Source organism: Listeria grayi (assembly GCF_900638015.1).
Taxonomy (GTDB): Bacteria; Bacillota; Bacilli; order Lactobacillales; family Listeriaceae; genus Listeria; species Listeria grayi.
Genome location: NZ_LR134483.1, coordinates 821,820 through 844,282, shown reverse-complemented (window position 1 = coordinate 844,282; position 22,463 = coordinate 821,820). Strand labels below are relative to the sequence as shown.

Below are 22,463 nucleotides of genomic sequence, written 5' to 3'. Positions count from 1 at the left end.
CTGACTCCGCTCTGATTTATATCACTTATGCTTCATAATTTTTGGTGACAATATCCGCACAGCGCGCACAAAGTGTTGGGTGATTATGATCATGACCAACATCTGTTTTCACTACACGGCAGCGTTCGCATGTTTCGCCTTGTGCTTTTTCGACCAGTACGCTCACGTCTTCAAAAACGTGTGCTTCTGCTGGTGCTTGTGTTTCAGTGTCCGCCAAGCTGAATTGCGATACAATCAGCAACTGCGCTAGATCACTGTCCAATCCGTCAATCAATTCTTTTACAGAAGCGGATGGATAAAGCGTTACTTTTGCTTCAAACGATTTACCGATCAATTTCGCATTCCGCGCTTCTTCCAATGCTTTTAAGACTTTATCGCGCAAGCTCATGAACGCATTCCATTCTGTTAACAAAGCCTCTTGATTGGCAAATGTTTCACCAGCCGGTAATTCTGCTAATTGGACATAATCCTCTTCTTCTTTGTAGAATTTCCAGATTTCTTCCGAAGTATGCGGCAAGATCGGTGTCAATAGTTTAGTAAGTGCGACAGCCGTTTGATAAAAGACGGTTTGCATGCAGCGACGGGCGTGGCTGTTCTCTGGCTCGATATATACCACATCTTTGGCAAAGTCTAGATAGAAAGCGGAAAGTTCGCTTGTACAGAAGTTGACGATCGTTTTGTAGACCGATGAGAAAGCGTACGCGTCATAACCTTTGCGGATCGAGTCGATCACTTGGTTCAATCGTACTGTCATATATTGATCTACGGAACGAAGATCTTCAAATGCAACAGTATCAGCTTTTGGATCGAAGTCAGAAACGTTCGCAAGTAAGAAACGCAATGTGTTGCGGAGCTTGCGGTATACCTCGGCTACTTGATTCAGCGTATTCATATCTACACGGACATCAGATTCATAATCGACACTTGCTACCCAAAGACGCAGGATGTCAGCACCTAATTGATTCGTTACTTTCTTCGGTTCGATCGTATTTCCAAGAGATTTACTTTGCTTGCGGCCTTGCGGATCAAGTGTAAATCCTTGCGAAAGGACGGCTTTATAAGGTGCAACGCCATTGATCGCTACGCTGGTCGTGATACTGGAGTTGAACCAGCCGCGGTATTGATCCGAGCCTTCTAAATAAAGATCGGCCGGGAAGGTAAGATTCGGACGTTGTTTCAAGACCGCTTCATGAGAAGAACCGGAGTCGAACCATACATCCATGATATCTGTTTCTTTCGTAAATTCGCCGTTCGGGCTTCCTGGATGCGTAAATCCTTTTGGAAGCAATTCTTTTGCTTCTCTTTCAAACCAAACATTCGAGCCATGTTCTGCAAAAAGTGCAGCTGCATGTTCGATCGTTTCTTTGCTTAGGATCGCTTCGCCATTTTCGGCATAGAAAATCGGCAGTGGAACACCCCAAGCACGTTGTCTGGAAATCACCCAGTCGCCGCGATCGCGGATCATATTGTAAAGACGAGTCTTGCCCCAAGGGATTACCCAATCGACTTTTTCTACTTCATCCAAAATGTTTTGACGGAAAGCATCGATCGAAGCAAACCATTGAGCGGTCGCACGGTAGATGACCGGTTTCTTTGTGCGCCAATCATGCGGATAACTATGCGTGAAGAAATCGAGTTTCAGCAATGCTCCTTTTTCTTCCAACAATTCAGTGATCATTGGATTAGCTTTATCGTAGAAGATCCCTTCAAATCCTGGTGCTTCATCAGTGTAACAACCTCTGCTGTCTACAGGAGATAGAACTTCCAAGTCATATCTTTTCCCGATGAAATAATCGTCTTCCCCATGTCCTGGAGCTGTGTGGACGAGACCAGTACCAGCATCTAATGTCACGTGGTCGCCGATCATGACAAGCGATGTCCGGTCGTAGAATGGATGCTGCGCTGTTACATATTCCAGTTCGTCGCCTTTCACTTCTTGAAGGCTCTCATAGTCTTCCCAGCCGATCTCTTTTGCTACTTGTTCTAATAGTTCTTTTGCGATCACAAATTTGCGTTCGCCGACTTTTACCACAGAATAAGTATATTCTGGATTAACAGAGATTCCAAGGTTTGCTGGCAAAGTCCATGGTGTTGTTGTCCAGATAACAAGTTCTGCATCATCAGGTAGCACATCTTTTCCGTCTACTACTTTGAAAGCTACATAGATCGAAGCGGATTTTACATCTTTATATTCGATTTCAGCTTCTGCGAGCGAAGATTCACTGGAAGGTGACCAATAGATCGGTTTCAACCCTTTATAAATATATCCTTTTTCTGCCATTTTACCGAACACGCGGATTTGAGCTGCTTCATATTCCGGTTGCAACGTGATATACGGATTTTCCCAATCCGCAGCAACGCCAAGCCGTTTGAAATCTTCGCGTTGTTTGTCCACTTGACTCAGGGCATATTCCATACAATGTTTGCGATATTCTGCCATGGTCATTTCTTTGCGCTTCACGCCTTTATTGGCAAGTACTTGTTCGATCGGTAGACCATGTGTATCCCAACCTGGGACATACGGAGAACGGAAGCCTGTCATTGATTTATAGCGTACAATGATGTCTTTACTGATTTTGTTCAGCGAGTGGCCTAAGTGGATATTTCCGTTCGCATAAGGAGGTCCATCATGCAGGATGAAAGTCGGTTTTCCTTCATTTAATTCTTGACGACGTGCATAAATATCATTTTCTTCCCATTCTTTTTGCCATTCTAGTTCACGTACAGGTAAATTTCCACGCATTGGAAATGCTGTTTTCGGGATCAATAATGTTTCTTTATATTCCATGTTCACTTCTCCTTTTTTATTTAACATAAAACAAAAAATCTCCTCCCTAAAAAAGGGACGAGATGAATCGCGGTACCACCCTTGTTGATGACGACGGATCGCCACCCACTTTGATACACCTATAACGCTGGGTTTGCGCCATTTCTTACTTACTTTCGGAAACGGGACTCCAGAGTGATTTCAAAAGCGTTAAAGTTATCAGCCTCGCACCGTTCGCTGACTCGCTCAAACTTGTCTGCTCGCTTTTTACTTGTCTCCATCTTCGTCTGTTTGTTTGACTTCTTTTAGTTGTTTCAATTCCGTCGCATCGACATCATAAGACATCAACTGCTGCCAATCGTCGCTTTTGATAAGATCCATTTGCGCTTCCACTAACATTTTCAAACGTTCGCGGAAAACTTTGGATTGGCGTTTCAAGTCTTCGATCTCGATAGCCACTTTGCGTGCTTTCGATAACGAATCCCCTAAAATACGATCGGCATTTTTTTCTGCTTCACGAACGATCAGTTTCGCTTCTTTATTAGCAGAATGTTTGACTTCTTCTGCAGCAGTCTGCGCAACGATCAGTGATTTATTAAGTGTTTCTTCAATGTTGGTGAAGTGGCCAAGGCGTTCTTCACTGTTATTCAAAGTATCTTCCAGCTTTTTCTTTTCTTTGATCAATTGTTCATAGTCTTTAATGATCTGATCCAGAAAATCGTTCACTTCATCTTCATCATAGCCTCGAAAACTTCTAGTAAATTCTTTGTTATGTATATCTAATGGCGATAACGGCATAACGAGCACCTCCGCATGATTATTTCGATTCTTCGTTCTTGTATCTAAATATAATTACATTGTCCATTTTATCATAGTTGCTAGACTTTTCCTAGTTTTTCCCGAAAATTATTCGTTTTTTCAAATCAAGAATCCTGCTTTATCGAGCGCTGCGATTCCTTTGGAAATCTGTTCTTCTGTATCTGCCTCGATCGTATGCAGATGAACGCTTCCGGTCAATTCAGCGAGGAGTGAGGCATTGGTCGTGCGCACTTTCTGAATGAATTTATCGACATCGAAACGATTTTTCACATGAAGTGCCGCCGTAATTTCGCCATAAATCGGGTGTTCTACTGTTACATCTACCACAGTTATTCCACAGTCAACTAGCAATGTGAGCTCTTGTTCGGTTTCTACTTTCGTATGGTTGACAGCGATGATTTTGCGAATGTGATTATCTGTTTCAGGACGGACATAGACATATCCTTGTGGAGTGGCAGTGATCGGCTCGTCTTTCGCTTTTAAGAGCGAGATATCTTGAACGATCACTTGGCGGCTGACATTAGCCGTTTTCGCCAGTTCACTACCTGAAACCGGCGTGTTTGCTGTTTTCAACTGTTCTAAAATATAGTGGCGGCGTTTCTCGCCGAGCAGTTTTTCCACGATGCTCCTCCTCTCTTATTGTAAATAACCGATCGTGATCTTGTCCTTATCTTTTTTCGACTTGCCGTTTGTTTCCATCAATTTGATTCGGCCGTAGCCGCGCACAGAGATAATATCCTCGGCGACGCAAAGAAAGTCAGCGTTCTCAATCGTCTTCCAGTTCACTCTTACTAGACCGCCTTGAACGAGTTGCTTGGCCTTTTGGCGTGAGATATTATGGCTGGCAGCGATCAAAACATCTAAGCGCAGACTTGAAACGGTGATCGCTTTTTCGATCCAATCTACATGTGTCAGGATCGCATCTGTTAACGGTACCTCTTCTAACATGACGTTCACCTTGCCGATCTTCTCGATTTGCGTCGATAAATAATCTTTCATACTTGCTTCTACGAAAAACTGCCAAATATCTTCTTTTTCCAAAATGTCGCCGAAGATATCACGTTTCATTCCAAGCGACATCAGTGTCCCCAATATTTTTTGGTGCGTGAGTGTTGTGAATTTGACTGGATAGCGGATTTGGAAAAGGGCAATCTCAAAATCAGTTTCTGCCGGTTCGTAATAATCTGGATAGATCAATGCGCGGACGCGTTCCGTATGCGCACGACCACCATTAAAAGCAACTTTGATATTTTCATAACTACCAATGACCGTTTGGACGATGAACTCCTGCCTCGGATCAAGAAAATGTGTGAGCCGTGGTGTGTATTCATCCTCTACTTGCGCCACTAGAGCTGTCATTTTATCAATAAAATCATATTCTTCTGGTCTAAAATGCTGGTAAATGCCTTCCATCGTAAATTCCCTCTTTCATCCCTTTTATTATACCATCTCTCTAAAAAAAAGACTCGCTTCTGACAGCAAGTCTTCCTGTTATCCACCTTTTAAAATAACAGAGGAACGATATAATTGTAAATCAATGTCGTCAATACGCGCATTGCATATTGGAAAACGATATATGCAATCAATGACGAAATATCAAACATGCCAATCGGCGGAATAATTTTTCTGAATGGTTCTAAAATCGGTTCGAAAATACGTCCTAATATTCGTCCAATTTTAGATTGGCGTGCTCCTGGGAACCAACTCATCAAAAAGTAAACAAACATTAAAGTCGGTAACCATCGGATGATAAATAACACAATATTAACTACCTGTAATAAAATCTCTTGCACCCTGCGTTACACCTCTCTATTTCTACATGAAGTTTTGTTCATCTAACATTTCAGAAATAGCGCCATCCACTTCCACGTTTTCAGGCGTGCAAAGGAAAATATTATTTCCGATTCTTTGAATGTCTCCACCAAGTGCATAAACTGTTCCACTTAAAAAGTCGACGATTCGAATTGCTTGATCACGATTGATGCGCTGCAGATTGACAACAACAGAACGATAGTCTTTCAAATAATCGGCAAGTTCTTGCGCTTCCGCATAAACACGCGGTTCAACTAAAACCATTCGGCTGGAATATTGTGCTCCTTGCATGCTGACCACCTTCGACTCTTTTTCTACTGCTTGGAATCTATTTTTCTCTTTTTTAGGTCTTGTTTCGACCGGCTGTTTTTCTACTGTCTGCTCTTCTTCATATTGTGCCTCTTCTTCATCTAAGAAGAAAAAAGTCTTGAATTTATTTGCAATTCCCATATGAGTCACACCTCCAAAAATTAAATTATTCCACTAATGCTCTGCCGATTCGTATATGCGTCGCACCTTCTTCGATCGCGATCTCAAAATCATTGGTCATTCCCATGGATAGTTTTAAACATGGCGCTTGTCGCACAGCTAGTTTTTGAATTGCTTGGCCAAGCGCAGCTAAGTCAGTAAATGCTTGGCGGATGATAGCGGCGTCCTCAGTAAGTGGCGCCATTGTCATTAGACCGATCACTTTGATTTTTTGAAAATCAAAGCGATTTACAAAAGCAAGTGCTTCTTCCGGCGAAAAACCGTGTTTCGATGCTTCTCCGGTAATATTCACTTGCAGAAAACAAGGGATCTCTGTTTCTGCCCGCTTTTCGATCTCTACAGCCAGCGATTCGCGATCCAAGGAATGCAGACAGCTGATCAGAGGCAAGACTTGACGAACTTTTCTTGTCTGCAAGGAACCGATATAATGCCAGTCGATCGAATGGTCTTTTAGCTCGGCCGCTTTCTTGACAAGCACGTCAGCTCGATTTTCCCCAAATTGGCTTAATCCCAGCTGATGCAGATCAAGGATCTTCGCTGCATCTACATGCTTGGTAACGGCGATCAATTCCACAGAATCTGCGGAACGATCAGCTCGCTTGCATGCTGCTTCGATACGCTGTTTTACTTCTGTCAGTTTCGTTTGCTCATTCATGACTTCCCACCTATTATCTTTCACATTTTCCCATAATCCAGTATGCTGAAACCTAACTGTTTATTTACGGCGGTTACGATTGCGGATAAATGCTGGTACGTCAACATCATTTGCAGGGTCTACTTGTTCTTCGTGTCGTTTCGGTTGTTCGCCTTTTGGTTCTTGGTTGTCTTGTGTAGCATAATTCGGACGGTTTACTTGGATCGGCTGTGCATTATTGTTCGAGCGCGTTGCTTGGTTGCTACGTTGTGCCGCTTGTTTGCTTTCATCAAAGCCTGTAGCAATAACCGTAACGATCAATTCATCCTTTAACTCGTCGTTGATAACGGAACCGAAGATCATATTCACATCTTCATCTGAGGCATTGGAAACGATCTCAGCAGCTTCTTGTACTTCATACAAGCTAAGGTTCGATCCACCGGTAATATTCATCAGTACACCTTTTGCACCATCGATCGATGTTTCAAGAAGTGGAGACGAAATTGCTTTTTTGGCAGCATCGGCTGCACGGTTTTCGCCAGTAGCGATACCGATACCCATTAAAGCAGAACCACGGTTTGTCATAATCGTTTTCACATCGGCAAAGTCAAGGTTGATAAGTCCCGGTACAGCGATCAAATCAGAGATTCCTTGAACACCTTGGCGAAGCACGTTATCCGCTTCACGGAAAGCTTCTAGCATCGGTGTGTTTTTGTCGACGATTTGCAGTAAACGGTCATTTGGGATAATGATAAGTGTATCAACCGCTTCTTTCATTGCTTCTGCACCATTTGATGCTTGTTTCGTACGTTTTGGACCTTCAAATCCGAATGGACGTGTCACAACACCAACAGTCAATGCTCCCATTTCTTTTGCGATCTGTGCGATGACCGGTGCAGCTCCTGTTCCAGTTCCGCCACCCATTCCGGCAGTTACAAAAACCATATCGGAACCTTTTAACGCTTCTTCGATTTGTTCGCGGCTTTCTTCTGCGGCTTTTTTACCGATTTCCGGTACAGCGCCAGCTCCAAGACCACGAGTCAATTTTGTTCCGATTTGTAATTTTGTTTCAGATTTTGCAAGTTTCAATGCTTGCGCGTCTGTATTAACAGAAATAAACTCAACGCCTTGCACGCCATGATCGATCATACGATTGACAGCGTTATTCCCGCCACCGCCAACACCGATCACTTTGATTGTTGCCAAGCTTTCTGAAGTCGTATCAAACTCTAACATACTTTTGCCTCCTAGTTAACTGTTTTATTTCTTTTATCTTCCACTTTATTTATTCAAAAAATGCACCAAAAAAGTTTTTGACTTTCGTCGATACTTTTTCGTTATCCGACTTCTTAGGCTTCGGTTTAGGTGCTGATGTATTTGCTTGTTCCGTTTCGGTTAATTCTTGCGGCTTACTACTTACATCGCGTCCTTCTACAAGCGCTTGCTCATAAGCGGATTGGATCAATCCGACTGCTGTCGTGAAACGTGGTTCACGAACACCGATGTAATCCGGGCTTGCGAGTCTGACATGAGAAGCAAATACTTTCCCTGCTAGATCAATAGAACCAGGGACAGCAACGCCGCCTCCGGTGATCACATAACCACCCGGCAAGTTAGATTTACCGACGCTTGCCAGATCATTGATCACAAGCTGGAAGATCTCTTCCATTCTTGCTTCAATGATATCTGCTACTTCCAACTGTGTAAAATGTTGCTTTTGGTTGCTGCCGATCACATCCACGCCGACAACTTCATCTGCGGATGCGTCATCATAAAAAGCATAGCCATGTTCGACTTTTACTTGCTCTGCATTTGCTGTAGAAGTATTCAGCCCAAGTGACAAGTCTTTGGAAATATTTTCGCCGCCGACAGAAAGGACATTTGTATATGTCAATTTCCCTTGTTCAAAAACGCTGATCGTCGTCGTTCCAGCTCCAACGTTGATCAGAGCCGTTCCAAATTCTTTGTCATCTTCTGAAAGCGAGATCGATGCCTCCGCAAGCGGCTGCAAGACGATATCAGTTACTTCGAGACCAGCGCGTTCTACGCAGCGAAGTGTGTTATGTAAAATAGTTTTTGAGCCCGTAACCAATGTCCCTTCCATTTCCAAGCGGACACCGATCATTCTCCTTGGGTCTGTGATGCCAGAAAAACCATCTACAATAAACTGATCCGGAATCGTACTGATGATCTCACGGTCGGGAGCTAATGAAACGACTTGTGCCGCATCCATTACATTCCAAACATCGTCATCTGTGATCTCGTTGTTTTCGCTGCTTATTGCCACGATTCCGTGACACGGTTCCAAGTGGACTTGATTCGAAACGATACCAACGATCACTTGAGAAATCTCAACGCCGACCATTCTTTCTGCTTGTGAGATTGCTTTTTTAATGGAATCTACCGTCTTATCAATGTCGATAATAATTCCTTTTTTGATTCCTTGCGATGGGGATTCCCCCACACCGATTATATTGAGACGCTCATTTGCCATTTCGGCAATAATGACTTTAACGGAAGACGTCCCAATGTCTAAACTTACATAAATTTCATTATCATCCACGATCGGCACCTCCTCTAGTTACTGAAAAATTTATTTTGTCAATGTTTTATTTTTTTGAGTGCAGTTTCTATTTCTTTTTTGGCGTTGTTTATTCCTCTTAAAGGTTGAAATAACTTATTTCTAGTCTACACTAACTAGAAGCGTAATTAAAGCAGAAACTCGCAATTTTAATGGTTTTTTAAAGAAATTGTGAATTTTTCGGTTTTTTCAGAACATGCGTTTCTATTTTTTCTTTTTTTGTTTATTTTGCTGATAATAACTTTCAAAAATCGTTCCAACTTCTAAATCGATCGTTCCTTTTTGCCCTTCTTGCAATTGGGAGACGATTTGCGGATAGTGTTTCATTTTATCTGCAAAGGAGTAGATCGTCGCCTGCACTTGATTTCCATCGTTCATGAAAAGATGGATATGCTTTTTGTCAGTCTTAGTCGGTTCATAAATGATTTCTGAGATCGATTCGCGCACATCATCTGGCAGTTGTCCGACTTCCTTGATGAGCGATTTCAGCAGCGGACCGTTTTGGAAGTTTTTGAATAATAGACTGTTGCCGATCGGGAATTTTCGAGATTGATTTTTCAGCAAGATACCATTTTCCAAAATATCATAGTAGCTGCCGTCTTTCTGTTCGTAGCCGATCGTTTGGTATTCTTCGATATGTAATTGAATACGATTCAAGCCTTGCTGGGTCACAGTGGCTTTTTTGACCAATTTGTTTTTCTTCAGGTGCGCTGCAACCTGCTTCTTGTTGATCGCAAAAATGTATTCACCTATTTCCAAGTCGCTTTGGTCTTTCACGTCTTGCTCTGTCAACTGCTTATTGCCCTCCACGTAAATAACAGAAAGTTTACTGAGCGGGGATAGGAAATAAACAGTAATAAGAATAAGTAATGCAAAAAAGCTTACTAAGATGGTAAGATGGCGAAGCAACTTTTTGCGGCGATATTTTTTTAATTCCGGAACTCGACTTTCCATCGAAATGACTCGTCTGTTTTCTACCATCTTTCCAGCCTCCTTCACGTATTACTTCCGGATTTCCATCACCAATCTTGCTAATCGATCTGCGGCATCCGGCGTACCCATTTGTTTCGCTTCAAATCGCATTGCTTTTAATTTTTCAGCATCTAATATGATACTGTCGATTACTTGCATCATATCCGTATTTTTCAGTTCTGCTTCTGTAATAACGACTGCTGCACCGTTTTTCTCCAGCGCACGGGCATTTTTCTCTTGATGATTAGCTGTTACATATGGACTTGGGATCAAGATACTCGGCAGTCCCAAGGCAGTCAATTCCGCAAGTGTCGTTGCCCCGGCTCTTGAAACAACCAAATCAACTGCATTTAAAATACTTGGCATATCATAAATAAACGGTACCACGCTGATATGGGTCCCTAAATTTGGCAGTGTATCTTTGATTTTTTCATAATGTACATCGCCGGTAACATACAGTAGCTGGTATGCACGTTGATCCCATTTGGGCAGGATCGTTTCGATTGCTTCGTTGATGCCTCTTGCGCCACGGCTTCCGCCAAAAACAAGCACTGTCTGTTTTTCCGGATCCAAACCATATTTTTGCAGAACGTCTGGTGCATCGATGCCCACTACTTCTTGAGCACGCGGATTACCGGTAAAGACGATTTTTTCAGAAGGAAAAGCATCACTGGCTTCTTCAAAGCAGATCGCTACTTTCGTCACGAAACGGCTCAAGAATTTATTCGTCAGTCCAGCCACACTGTTTTGTTCATGGATGATACTTGGAATATTTAGTCTGCTCGCCGCATAAACAACAGGACCGCAAACATAACCGCCTGTGCCGATCACGACATCGGGGCGGAATTCTTTCAACAATCGTTTGCTTTTTTTGACTCCTTTGAAAAAACGCATGACCGTTTTGAAATTCTCCATTGATAAAGAACGTTTGAATCCGGTGATGTCAATTGTTTCAAATGGGATCCCTTCGCGCGGGACGATTTTATTTTCCAGTCCCTTTTCTGTGCCGATATATAAAAATTCGGCGTCGGGATGGTTTTTTTTCAATTCTCGAACAAGGGCTAGAGCAGGATAGATATGACCGCCCGTTCCTCCTCCGCTAATTGCTATCTTCATTTTTCCACCTCATTTTGTAATGCTTCGATTGCTTCCATGTATTTATTCCCACGGACTTCAAATGTCCGATATTGATCCCAGCTGGCACATGCAGGTGAAAGCAGGATCACATCGCCGGGGCTGGAAGCTTCAAACGCCACCGGTACAGCTGCTTCGACATTTTCTACGTAGAAGACCTCTGTCCCCGATTGTTTGCCGATACGCCCGATTTTTTCCGCTGTTTCGCCAAAGCAGACTAAGGCTTTGACATGTTGGAAAAACGGCAGCAGTTCGTCAAACTCATTGCCGCGGTCGAGTCCACCTGCAAGTAAAACTACAGGTTCCTTAAAGCCCTTTAATGCACTCTGAGTCGCTAAAATATTAGTTGCCTTGGAATCGTTATAAAACTTTCTGCCGTGCCATTCGGTGACAAATTGAGTCCGATGTGGAACACCTTTGAACGTTTTTAAGACTTGCATGATCTGCTCATTGCTGACACCGATCGTTTTTGCGACTGCGATCGAAGCAAGGATATTTTCTAAGTTATGATCACCGGGCAGCAGAATATCGGCGCGTTCACCAACGACTTCATCATTGAACATCAATTTACCGTTTTGCACATAGCTTCCAAGTCCCAGCTTCTGCGTAGTGGAAAAGGGAACGATCTGTGCTTTCGTTTTTTTCGTCAATGTTTTTAATTCTTCTTGATCCCAGTTGATAACAAGAATATCATCGGCAGTTTGGTTTTTTTGGATTTTCCATTTTGCTTGGACGTATTCATCACGATCCGCATGATAATCCAAATGTGCTTCATAAATATTGGTGATCACCGAAATATGCGGGTGGAAAGTATCGATCCCCATCAATTGGAAGGAAGAGAGCTCCATCGTGATATATTGTTCAGGAAGCGCTTTGCTTGCAACCATAGACGCTGGAAAGCCAATATTCCCGGCCAATAGGGAATTATCCGCCTGACGCTCATTGAGCATATGATGGATGATGGTTGTTGTCGTTGTTTTTCCGTTTGTACCTGTGATACCGATGATCGGCGCATCTGAGATCTGATAAGCCAATTCGACTTCGGTAATTACCGGGATCTTCAGCTGCAGCGCTTTTTGGATCATTGGATTGTTGTACGGGATACCCGGATTTTTGATAACTAATTCAAACCCTTCATCCAATAATTCAATCGGATGCGAGCCACAGATCACTTTTATCCCTTGTTCTAAAAGTCCCTGTGCTTCCGGGTTTTCGCTAAATGGCTTTTGATCATTAACAGTAACGAATGCGCCAAGTTTGTGCATGATCGAAGCAGCGCTGACGCCACTTCTTGCGAGGCCTAAAACAAGCACTTTTTTATATTGATAGTCTTCTACTTTTTTCATTACTTCCCCCACCCTTTCTCTTTTCCAGAGAAGAATTATATTAAATATGACAGAAAAGCGTCACTTTTTCAGCATTTTCTTGTTCAGAAACGGCTAAGAAGAGACGCTTTATTGATTAAAACATTATCCATACCAAACCATGCATAGTGCTATAACCGCAGAAGCAAGTCCTACCACCCAAAAAGTAAGAACGACGCGCCACTCTTTCCAGCCACCAAGTTCGAAATGGTGATGGATCGGGGTCATGCGGAATATTCGTTTGCCTCCAGTGAGTTTAAAGTAAGCTACTTGTAAAATAACGGAAGCAGTTTCAATAACAAAGACGATACCGATCAAGAGCAATAGCCACTCTTGTTTTAAAAGGATCGAAACAGCAGCGATCGCGCCACCGAGTGCAAGCGAACCAGTATCTCCCATAAAGATTTTTGCCGGATTTTTGTTGAAAATCAAGAAGCCGATCATTCCCCCGACAATCGCGAAACAAAACAGCGCGACATCATTTTGCTGCTGATGGACTGCAATGATACCAAAAGCAAGAAAAGCGATACTGCTAAGTCCTGATACTAAACCGTCTAGTCCGTCTGTCAAATTCACAGCGTTGGAAAAACCAACTAGCCAGAATAAAATGAAAATCACAAAGAACCAAGAAAGTGATACTTCGATGTTAGTAAACGGAACGCGCAATGTTTCCGCAAAATGATTAACGTGATAGATCACGAAAAAGAGAAGTGAAATAACAACTTGTCCAATAAATTTTTGCTTGGATGTAAGTCCAAGATTTCTTTTCTGTACCACTTTGATATAGTCATCCATAAATCCTAAGATCCCGAACAATACCAGCGTGATCAAAAGAAGCCAGCTTCCTGCCGTCATCTCTTTGTTTACGATTGCCATAAATAAGAAGCTGACGCAGATCGCGATCAAATAAATGACTGCTCCCATCGTTGGCGTTCCGGATTTCTTTTCATGTAGTTTTGGGCCTTCATCCCGAATGCTTTGACCAAATTTCAAGCGTACTAAATAAGGTATGAAAAGTGGTACTCCGATAACGGTAATAATAAAGGCGATAACAAGTGCTGACAATAACATATAAATGGACAATCTTTTTCTCCCCAATCTTTTTTTAAAGCTTAAATGGATTCATTACGTATATTTTATGCGAGTCTTTCCTTTTTTTCAATAGCTTCCCGTGCAACGGCGCGGTCATCAAAATCCAAGACTTGATCGCCGATGATTTGATAGGTTTCATGGCCTTTTCCAGCAATCAAGATAACATCGCCTGCCTGTGCTTCATTTACGGCATAGGTAATTGCTTCTTTGCGGTCCGTTCGTACCTGATAAACTGCATTTGCGGGAAGTCCTGCAAGCATATCTTGGATGATCGCCTCAGGGTCTTCGCTGCGCGGATTATCAGATGTAAAGACAGGATCGGTCGCATAATCGATCGCGATTTTTGCCATTTGCGGTCGTTTTCCTTTGTCACGGTCACCGCCACATCCGACAATTGCGAATACACGACTTCGTTTGAATTCTTCAATCGTTTCTAATACATTTAATAGTCCGTCTGGTGTATGGGCGTAATCAACGATGACAGTAAAATCTTGACCAGCATCGACGATTTCAAAACGGCCGGCGACACCTTGGGCCTTTTCCAAAGAAGTGATTGCCTGATGTATCGGGATCTCAAGAGCATAACTGGTGGCAAGTGCAGCCAAACAATTATAGATACTAAATTTGCCGATCATTTTGATCCGGACGTCAAAATCGCCATCCGGGGTATGCAGCTTGAAGGTCGTACCGCTGCTTGTTACCATGACATCAGTCGCGCCAAAATCGGCAGCTTTATCTATACCATATGTAATCACCGGAGCAGCTGTAGCTGTTTTCATCCGCTGACTTACTGGATCGTCTTGATTAATAATAGCATACTTCGGTTTTTCACTATCGTAGCTATTGCCAAGTTGGGCAAACAGCAAGCTTTTTGCGTAGGCATATTCTTCCATTGTCTTGTGATAGTCTAAGTGATCTTGTGATAAGTTCGTAAAGACCGCGATATCGAAATCCGTTCCGTAAGTCCGTCCTTGCACGAGTGCGTGAGAAGAAACTTCCATCGCAACTGTTTGCACATCCGCTGCCAGCATTTCATGATATGTCCGCTGCAGTGTCAGGCTATCTGGTGTGGTATTTTTCGTTTCTAAGATCTCACGGCCGATTTTGCGATACATGGTTCCGATCAGCCCAGTTTCCGAGCCCGCATCGCGAACGATTTGTTCAACCAAATGCGTTACTGTCGTTTTACCATTTGTACCGGTCACACCGATCATTTTCATTTTTTGCGATGGTGATCCATAAAAGCGGTCCGCCAAAATCGCCATTGCCCGTTTGCTGTCTTTCACATAAACGACCGGGATCGAAACGTCGATTTCTTTTTCAGCTAAAATCGCTGCTGCACCATTCGCTTCAGCTTGTTTAGCAAATTGGTGCCCATCTACGATCTCGCCGTCGATACATATAAAAAGTGTTCCTGAAACTACTTTTCTGCTATCTTGTTCGATATTTGTGATCTCACCGGATAGATCTTGACTTGTTCGGTAGGCAGGAATGCTTGTTAAAAGCGTCTGTAATTTCAAAACTTCCATCTCCTTTATATACTTTCCAAGGAATAATCCTTATCTATCTTAGCAAAAACGACGCGCTAATGCTAGTCACCAATAGTCCTAAACAAGAAAAAGCAAAATGTGTCTATTATTGCCTGTTTTCAGGATAGACAAACATTTTGCTTTTATCTTCTACTCTTTCATTCCCGAAAATTATCCATTTAAAAGACTGCCAATGCCTTCGTTTTCTTGGACATCCGTTTCTTTTTTTGTTTCCGATTGACTTTTATGGTCATTATTCTTGTTAAAGGCATCCAACTTATCTGGTGAGACCATCTTCAGACGAATTTTCGACTTGCTGTTGATAGTCGTTCCTTTCGTCACGTTTTGGCTTTTCACATAGCCGTCGCCTTGGAATTCAAATGGGATACCTGTGATTTCGGATACTTTGAGTGCATCGTCTTTCGACCAGTTCCGCATGTCAGGCATCGTCATTGCGCCTTCTGTCAGCATGACGACCCGTTGGCCTTTCAATAGAGTGGTTCCTGGTTTTGGTAGTTGTTGGACGATTTTTTTGCCGCTGCCGATAATGACAGGTGCAAGATCCTTTTTCTCCAACAGCTCTTTTGCTTCGGTCACTGATTTATCGGTAACCACTGGCGCTTTGATCACTTCTGACTTTTTGACCGTCGAAGGTTTGATATTCATATATTGCAGGCTGGTTTTCATGACTGGATTGAAAATATCGGCAACTGCTTGACCACCTGTTGATCCGGCAGGACCGTTTTCAAGTTGTGGTTGCTGCATTGTCACATACATGATCAGTTTAGGATCATCTGCAGGTGCCATTCCCATAAAGGAAAAGAGGTAGTTATCCATGCCGTACATATATTTACCAGTTTTCGGATCAGCGATTTGCGCCGTCCCTGTTTTCCCTGCCACATCGTAACCGGGGATAGCGTATAATTTCCCAGTCCCGTTTTCGCCATCAATAACATAACGCAGTTCTTCGCGTGTCCGTTTTGCTGTTGCGGCACTGATCGGCTGCCCAGTGATCTTGACTTTGGTTTTTTTCGTTTTTCCTGTATTCGGATCGGTGATTTTAGCAATCACATGTGGCTGTTTCATTTTGCCATCGCTCGCTACTGCTGTTGCAGCTTGGAGCATTTGCATCATCGAATAACTTGAACCTTGTCCGAAAACATTAGTTACTTTTTCAACAGGATAATTATAGACGATCTTCCCACTGCTTTCGTTTGGAAGATCAACGCCCGTTTTTTCACCAAATTTGAATTTCTTCAAATAAGATAAAAAGCGGTCGGTGCCTAATTTATCTAATAATCTTGCGAAAGCAACGTTACTCGAACGTTCGAGGCCTTCCCGAAACGGGATCGAGCCCCAACCGACGCGATTATGATCGTGAATTTGAATATCGCCGACTTTATAGATACCGGATTTATAATACTCGTTAGGATTGTAAACTCCGGCATCGATTGCTGACGCTAACGAAAAGACTTTCATAACCGAACCTGGTTCATACGCATATTCGACAGGAAGGTCTTGCCATACACCACTGTTTTTCGATTCTAATCCAGCTTTTGTGCTTGGATTGAATGTCGGACGCTGGCTCATCGCTAGGATCTCTCCTGTTTTCGGATTGGCGACCACTGCCATCATGTTTTTGGGATGATATTTTTCATTGACCGAATTCATCGTGTCTTCGAGGAAAGTCTGGATTTTTTTATCAGTTGTCAACGTAATATTTTTCCCATCTACAGCAGGTTTCACATTCGTCTTGGAATTTGGCAGGATATAGCCCATGCGGTCAGTGCTGTAATTCAATTTGCCGTCCTTGCCTTCTAATTCATCATTCAATTGTTTTTCCAGTCCCATTTTCCCAACTAGCTGGTTCGTTTTTTCATCTCGTTGGGCAAAGCCGATCACTTCAGCTGCTAAGACGCCATTTGGATAAAAACGTTCCGCTTGTCTAGTAAAAATAAGGCCTGGCAATTTCGCTTTTTCAATTTTTTCTTTTGTCGCAACCGAGATGTTTTTCCCAGCTGCCCCAAATTCAACTTGGTATTTGTCTTTTTTCTGCAACTCTTTTAAAACAGCGTCTTCTTTGATTGGCAGATATTTCGCCAATACTTCGGCTGTTTTTTCTTTATCTACGACATGGAGCGGTGTTTTTTGGTCCTTGGAAGCGTCTTTGCTGAGAACTGCTGCTAGTGTAAAGGTTGACGTATCTTCGGCAAGCACTTCGCCTTTGGAGTCCAAGATCGAACCTCGCTTCGCATCGATCGTTGTTGATTTCAAATGCTGTTTCGCTGCTTTTGCGGCTAACGGTACACCGTTGGAATAACCGCTGATTTGCAAGTATAGGAATTTGGCTGCTAACGCTAGGAATAGAACGGTAAATAAGGCAACAAGCAATAACGCCCCTCTTCTTCGATTCCCTATTCGCCGTTTCACTGGCCGCCAACTACTTTCACGTTTTCACCATTTAGTTTTAGTCCCTTTTTCTTCGCTAATTTATACACACGTTCATAACGGCTAAGTGATTTTACTTCCGTAGAAAGGTCACCTGTCTGTTTTTCTTTCGCACTTACTTTTGTTTCTTGGTTTTGCGTCTTTTCATTAATGGAATAGATCTGTGCTTGCACACTGATAATGCGGAAGGCCATGATGAGTACAATGGCTACAGCGATCGAGATCAGTAATTTTTCTCCGAGGGTTACTTTTCCGCGTCTTAATGGTTGTTTGGACGGTTCTGGTACCGGAGCTTGCTTTCTATGTATATTAGGTGCTGCATCGGTTTTATAGGCCACATTGCTCATTAATTTCAACTCCTACATTGGTTTATTTCTTAGCGATCACTCGTAGTTTCGCCGATCGGGCACGATTATTCGTTGCCATTTCTGCTTCACTCGGCAAAATCGGTTTTCTGGTTACTAGTTCAAAATCCGGTTGATATTCATCAGGGATAACTGGCAAGCCTCGTGGTGTTTCTTGGGCCGTGGTTTTTTGTTTGAATAGTTGTTTGGTGATCCGGTCTTCCAAGGAATGGAAAGTGATCACGCTGATCCTACCGTTTGTTTTTAGTAGTAGCAATGCCTTTTCCAGTGACTCGCTTACGGCGTCAAGCTCATCGTTGACTGCGATGCGAATTGCTTGGAAAACGCGTTTTCCGGGATGTCCGCCCTTTCGTCTTGCCGGGGCTGGAATCGCGGTTTTAATGATGTCGACTAGCTCTCCAGTTGTTTCGATCGTTTTTTCGCTGCGACGACGTTCGATTTCTCTGGCGATCTGTTTGGAAAATTTTTCTTCTCCATATTGGAAAAAGATACGAACAAGATCTTCATAACGCCATTCGTTCACCACTTCTTTGGCTGTGAGTGATTGCTCCTGATCCATTCGCATGTCCAGTTCTGCGTCTTGATGATAGCTGAAACCTCTCTCACGGACATCGAGTTGCGGTGAAGAAACGCCAAGATCATATAAGATCCCGTCCACTTCCGTCACACCATGTTCTGCTAACGCTTCTTTCATAAATCGGAAATTGCTTTTTACGAAAGTAACACTCCCTGTATAAGGCGCAAGCCGCTCTTTTGCATGATCAATAGCGGTTTGGTCTTGGTCAAAAGCATATAAATGCCCTTTTTTATTTAATTTACTTAGTAGGTATTCCGAATGTCCTGCCCCGCCAAGTGTTGCATCTACATAAATGCCGTCGGGTTTGATATCCAGCATGTCTACTGTTTCATGTAGCAAAACGGTATCGTGTTTAAACAATTTGCTCACTCTCCTTAGATATCGAAGCCAATCATATTCTCAGCGATATCGGCAAAGGATTCCTCTGCTTCGCTGAAAGTAGTTTCCCACTCTGGTTTGCTCCATATTTCAATACGATTAGAAACTCCAATGATCACTGTTTCCTTTTCCAAGTCCGCGTATTGAAGCAAGTTAGAAGGAATATTGATCCGTCCTTGTTTATCCAATTCGCATTCTGATGCACCTGAAAAGAAGAAACGTGTAAAAGAACGAGCGTCCTTTTTAGTAAGTGGTAGATTTTGTAATTTATTTTCTAATTTGTCCCATTCTGCTTGTGGATAGGCGAATAAACACTTATCCAGTCCGCGGGTAATCACAAAGCTCTCGCCTAATGACTCACGAAATTTAGCCGGCACGATCAGCCGTCCCTTTATATCAATGTTGTGTTGATATTCTCCCATGAACATTAGACTTCACCCACTTTCTTATGTACCACTTTACCACATCTCCCCACTTCGCACCACATTTTTTCTAAATTTTTTCGATATTTTTGCCTAATCTTTTCCCGCTACATCTATAAACCTTTATTTAAAGCCATTCTTCAATTAGATGGATTGTGAAAAATTTGTGGGGAGCGGTGGGGGGGATCTCCCACTTCTCCCCCACTTTTTATAAAGACATAACAAAAAGCCAACTTTTCTGAAGAAAAGTTGGCTTCCTAATGTGTTATTTTTTGAATGGTATTATGCTTTCCATTGTAATACTTTGCTGAAACTTGATGTTGCTAATAAGTACAATAAATTGACGATGTAAACAAATTCCAATTCCATACTCGCTAGCCCAGACTGCCTTTTCACAGTGAAAATGGCACCGGCTAAGACGATAATAAGTAAAATGCTCACGTATGGAACCAACAGACCTAAGGCAAGGGCCAATCCGCCAATGATCTCGATCGCCACCACTAAGACGAGAATTGCTTGATTTAGTCCTAATTGATTAAAAAATGCGCCTGTCTGATCAAAATCGATAAGTTTGGTGACTCCGTGGTAAACAAATAATAGTCCGATAATCGCACGTAAGATAATCTTCATAACATCCTCCTTTCTCAATATACGCCATATTGTATAACAGCTGCATATAAGGAACAAGCTACTTTTCCTAACAATATCGTTAAGTTATGTATCAGTTCTGCGACAGTTATGTTAAATCCGACAATTTCAGTAAGGTTTAATGCAAAAAAAGACAGTTCCCTCATGATCTGTCTTTTTTTATACCATATATAAATAAATGCTCCAGCCGATTCCAAACAAGCACAAAAGCAGATAAAGGATCGTCAGCACTAAAAACAGCACGCGCCAATATAGCCGGAAAAGCTTTCCGTAATGGATCTCGCCTTCTTTTTTCGCATAAAAGAAAGTGAGGAGTACTCCCAGCAAAAGCAGTAGCAATAGAAAATACAGTCCATATGTACGGTGGAAAAGCTGCCCGCTGAATGCCGGGATCGCCGCCAGTAAAAATAATGTAGCAGCGTCACAGGCATATTTGACCGCCCGTTGACCTCTCCGATAGCGGAATCTTAAAATAAAAACCGTTAGAAAGAAAACAAGTAGTGGGGAAACAACAAGCCAATATGAGATCGATTTAAGCCATTCCAATTTAAGACTTCCTTTCCAAGTGGATTATTTTTTCATAGATCAATTCAAGTAGCGGTGTACCAATTCCTTTTTCAGTCGCCATTTCTAAAATCGGTTTAAGAATGCTGTCTGCTTCCGTCGGCCGCTGGTTGGCAATATCCGTCGCCATGGATGAAAAATTCTCTGCTGTCCCCCGGCAGATCGCCACCACTTGTTCCCACTGATCGGTAAGTCCAAGCACGCCTTCTACTTCCGTCACAAGCACTTTTAAGATCCGCCGGTAGCCTTCTACTTCGATCAATTGGCCATTATTTACTTGCCAGATCGCTGTGAGTGGATTGATGCAACTGTTTGCGATCAATTTTCGGAATAGCATGGGTAGATAATCGGCATGCTTCTGAAAGATAAACTCTGTCTGCGCCTCAAAAAAAGCATCCAACATCACCGTATCTTCTCTTATTTGGCGATAATAGCTGTAATTCGTTTTACCCATTCCACGCCAATCTAGCTGATTAAGGTGCTCGCGTACAGCACCATGTTCGCTTGTCGCTACGATCACAGTCCGGGCGGGCAAATCATTTAAGTAAGCCAAATGTCCAATACCATTGGAAAGAAAACAAAGGACAATATGTGCTGGCAATTGTCTAAGTAGCGGCATAACAGCTGGGAGTTGATAGGATTTAAGCGCTACAAAAAGAATATCGATCGACTGGGAGCTAGCGAGCTTTCCGCTGACCAAAGCTGCAGGAAACAGCTTTTTCCTCTTCGTTCCGATTGACAGCAACAGGCCATTTTGCGTAATTTTGCGCGCTTGTTCCTCTGTTCTCGTGTAGATCGTGGTCGGATAAGTTTCGCTGAAAGCTCCGCCATACAGCATCCCTAAGGCTCCACCACCTAACACACCGATTTTCATTTTCTGCTCCATCGCACTCTTCCTTTACGTGATTTCCTTTTATTTTACCAAACTCCTAGCGGCTTTGTACATAAATAAAAAACCACAAAAGACCCATGGCGTCTTTTGTGGTTTACAGATCAACAAGTAAGCGTTACTTGTTTTTACGCAATTTAGTTGTTTACTACATCTTTACCATCATAATGTCCACATTCAGGACAAACACGGTGAGAAAGTTTGTATTCTCCACAGTTCGGGCATTCAGTCATGCCTGGAACTTCTAATTTATAATGCGTACGACGTTTGCGTTTTTTTGCTTTAGATGTTCTTCTAAAAGGTACTGCCATTTCTATACACCTCCTTGATAAAATGAAGCGGTTAGTGCCACTTCTAAATGAAGCAATTTGTAAATATATTCCAGCTTTGCTCAGGCTTGTGGCTACTCTTTTTCTTCATCGAAAAATTGCGCCAGCCCAGCAAGACGAGGATCCACTTTTGGTGCTGCCTGTTCTTTTGCAGCGAGGTTTTGTTCTTCTGTTTGCAGTTCCCATTCTTTTCCTTTTGGCAATGTTTCGGAATCTGCATCGCTACTAAAGACTTGCATTGGGATTTCTACTAATAAAAGTTCCTCTACTACAGGTGTAAGTTCCACAATATCTTGCTCCATCAAATGCCAAGACTCATCTAAGAGTTGTGCCGTACTTTTCGTAAACGATTCGATGCTGTGGATATCATAAGGTACTTGTACGTCTACTAATGTGCGTGCACAAGGTAACGTCCATTCGCCTTGCAGACGAAGCGTTGCCGTTACACTATCTTGACTGACTTGCAGGTTTCCCGTCACGTGGACAGGTGTTGCTTTTCTTACGTCTGGGTTGTTTGCTTTTAGAAATTCTTCTAAATCAACCTTTTCGTCTATTTCTAGTAAGTTTTCTGGTTGTTTTCGCAATTGAATCATAGACCATTTCATCATTTATCACTCCAAGCGCAACAAAAGATATTATAGCTTTTTCAG

At 42.6% G+C, this 22,463-nt stretch carries 23 protein-coding genes and 1 other annotated feature; all 23 genes read right to left on the bottom strand.

From position 1 onward, the window contains the following. Positions 1–25 precede the first annotated feature (25 nt). The gene (gene ileS, locus EL241_RS04015; RefSeq protein ID WP_036104733.1) at positions 26–2,788 is read right to left on the bottom strand and encodes an isoleucine--tRNA ligase; all 2,763 of its coding nucleotides are present in this window, start codon (positions 2,786–2,788) and stop codon (positions 26–28) included. A 50-nt stretch (positions 2,789–2,838) separates the two neighbouring features. Beyond that, positions 2,839–3,060: a binding site (T-box leader), on the bottom strand. Next, a complete protein-coding gene (locus EL241_RS04010; protein WP_003758256.1) occupies positions 3,035–3,565 on the bottom strand; it encodes a DivIVA domain-containing protein in 531 nt (176 codons plus the stop codon). (Overlaps the previous feature by 26 nt.) Positions 3,566–3,685: 120 nt before the next feature. Beyond that, a complete protein-coding gene (locus EL241_RS04005) occupies positions 3,686–4,207 on the bottom strand; it encodes a transcription repressor NadR (RefSeq protein ID WP_036104587.1) in 522 nt (173 codons plus the stop codon). Positions 4,208–4,222: 15 nt separating this feature from the next. Beyond that, positions 4,223–4,999 (bottom strand): YlmH family RNA-binding protein, encoded by a 777-nt coding sequence (locus tag EL241_RS04000; protein WP_003758252.1) that lies wholly within the window; start codon positions 4,997–4,999, stop codon positions 4,223–4,225. Positions 5,000–5,088: 89 nt separating this feature from the next. Then, positions 5,089–5,379 carry a YggT family protein gene (locus tag EL241_RS03995; protein WP_036104590.1) on the bottom strand — a complete coding sequence of 97 codons (291 nt, stop codon included), beginning with the start codon at positions 5,377–5,379 and terminating at the stop codon, positions 5,089–5,091. Positions 5,380–5,401: 22 nt separating this feature from the next. Next, positions 5,402–5,848: a cell division protein SepF gene (locus EL241_RS03990; protein ID WP_003758249.1), complete on the bottom strand. Its 447-nt coding sequence runs from the start codon at positions 5,846–5,848 to the stop codon at positions 5,402–5,404. 25 nt (positions 5,849–5,873) lie between these two features. Then, positions 5,874–6,542 (bottom strand): YggS family pyridoxal phosphate-dependent enzyme, encoded by a 669-nt coding sequence (locus tag EL241_RS03985; RefSeq protein WP_036104593.1) that lies wholly within the window; start codon positions 6,540–6,542, stop codon positions 5,874–5,876. A gap of 60 nt (positions 6,543–6,602) precedes the next feature. After that, positions 6,603–7,757 (bottom strand): cell division protein FtsZ, encoded by a 1,155-nt coding sequence (gene ftsZ / locus EL241_RS03980; RefSeq protein ID WP_003758246.1) that lies wholly within the window; start codon positions 7,755–7,757, stop codon positions 6,603–6,605. Between the two features lie 49 nt (positions 7,758–7,806). Beyond that, a complete protein-coding gene (ftsA, locus tag EL241_RS03975) occupies positions 7,807–9,084 on the bottom strand; it encodes a cell division protein FtsA (RefSeq protein ID WP_003758244.1) in 1,278 nt (425 codons plus the stop codon). A gap of 222 nt (positions 9,085–9,306) precedes the next feature. Further along, the gene (locus EL241_RS03970; RefSeq protein WP_170166141.1) at positions 9,307–10,083 is read right to left on the bottom strand and encodes a cell division protein FtsQ/DivIB; all 777 of its coding nucleotides are present in this window, start codon (positions 10,081–10,083) and stop codon (positions 9,307–9,309) included. Between the two features lie 21 nt (positions 10,084–10,104). Then, the gene (gene murG, locus EL241_RS03965) at positions 10,105–11,190 is read right to left on the bottom strand and encodes an undecaprenyldiphospho-muramoylpentapeptide beta-N-acetylglucosaminyltransferase (RefSeq protein ID WP_126320368.1); all 1,086 of its coding nucleotides are present in this window, start codon (positions 11,188–11,190) and stop codon (positions 10,105–10,107) included. Further along, positions 11,187–12,554, bottom strand: a complete 1,368-nt coding sequence (murD, locus tag EL241_RS03960) for a UDP-N-acetylmuramoyl-L-alanine--D-glutamate ligase (protein WP_126320367.1) — start codon at positions 12,552–12,554, stop codon at positions 11,187–11,189. The genes murG and murD overlap by 4 nt, the downstream gene beginning before the upstream one ends. Before the next feature lie 123 nt (positions 12,555–12,677). After that, positions 12,678–13,655, bottom strand: coding sequence for a phospho-N-acetylmuramoyl-pentapeptide-transferase (gene mraY / locus EL241_RS03955; protein WP_036104599.1), 978 nt, complete (start codon positions 13,653–13,655; stop codon positions 12,678–12,680). A gap of 53 nt (positions 13,656–13,708) precedes the next feature. Beyond that, the gene (locus EL241_RS03950) at positions 13,709–15,184 is read right to left on the bottom strand and encodes a UDP-N-acetylmuramoyl-L-alanyl-D-glutamate--2,6-diaminopimelate ligase (RefSeq protein ID WP_036104604.1); all 1,476 of its coding nucleotides are present in this window, start codon (positions 15,182–15,184) and stop codon (positions 13,709–13,711) included. 180 nt (positions 15,185–15,364) lie between these two features. After that, complete coding sequence (locus EL241_RS03945) at positions 15,365–17,623, bottom strand: penicillin-binding protein (protein ID WP_003758233.1); 2,259 nt, start codon at positions 17,621–17,623, stop codon at positions 15,365–15,367. Then, on the bottom strand, positions 17,620–17,988 hold the full coding sequence (gene ftsL, locus EL241_RS03940; protein WP_003758231.1) for a cell division protein FtsL: 369 nt from the start codon (positions 17,986–17,988) through the stop codon (positions 17,620–17,622). Before ftsL ends, EL241_RS03945 begins: the two co-directional genes overlap by 4 nt. Positions 17,989–18,010: 22 nt before the next feature. Further along, positions 18,011–18,943: a 16S rRNA (cytosine(1402)-N(4))-methyltransferase RsmH gene (gene rsmH / locus EL241_RS03935; protein WP_036104611.1), complete on the bottom strand. Its 933-nt coding sequence runs from the start codon at positions 18,941–18,943 to the stop codon at positions 18,011–18,013. A gap of 14 nt (positions 18,944–18,957) precedes the next feature. Next, entirely contained in the window at positions 18,958–19,389 is a 432-nt protein-coding gene (gene mraZ / locus EL241_RS03930) for a division/cell wall cluster transcriptional repressor MraZ (protein WP_003758227.1), read from the bottom strand. 276 nt (positions 19,390–19,665) lie between these two features. Beyond that, positions 19,666–20,013: a DoxX family protein gene (locus tag EL241_RS03925; protein ID WP_036104614.1), complete on the bottom strand. Its 348-nt coding sequence runs from the start codon at positions 20,011–20,013 to the stop codon at positions 19,666–19,668. Positions 20,014–20,190: 177 nt separating this feature from the next. Beyond that, entirely contained in the window at positions 20,191–20,577 is a 387-nt protein-coding gene (locus EL241_RS03920) for a DUF3397 family protein (protein WP_036104616.1), read from the bottom strand. Between the two features lies 1 nt (position 20,578). After that, on the bottom strand, positions 20,579–21,481 hold the full coding sequence (locus EL241_RS03915) for a 2-dehydropantoate 2-reductase (protein ID WP_052009102.1): 903 nt from the start codon (positions 21,479–21,481) through the stop codon (positions 20,579–20,581). A 140-nt stretch (positions 21,482–21,621) separates the two neighbouring features. Then, entirely contained in the window at positions 21,622–21,795 is a 174-nt protein-coding gene (gene rpmF, locus EL241_RS03910) for a 50S ribosomal protein L32 (RefSeq protein ID WP_003758220.1), read from the bottom strand. Between the two features lie 92 nt (positions 21,796–21,887). After that, positions 21,888–22,418 (bottom strand): YceD family protein, encoded by a 531-nt coding sequence (locus EL241_RS03905; RefSeq protein WP_036104618.1) that lies wholly within the window; start codon positions 22,416–22,418, stop codon positions 21,888–21,890. Positions 22,419–22,463 lie beyond the last annotated feature (45 nt).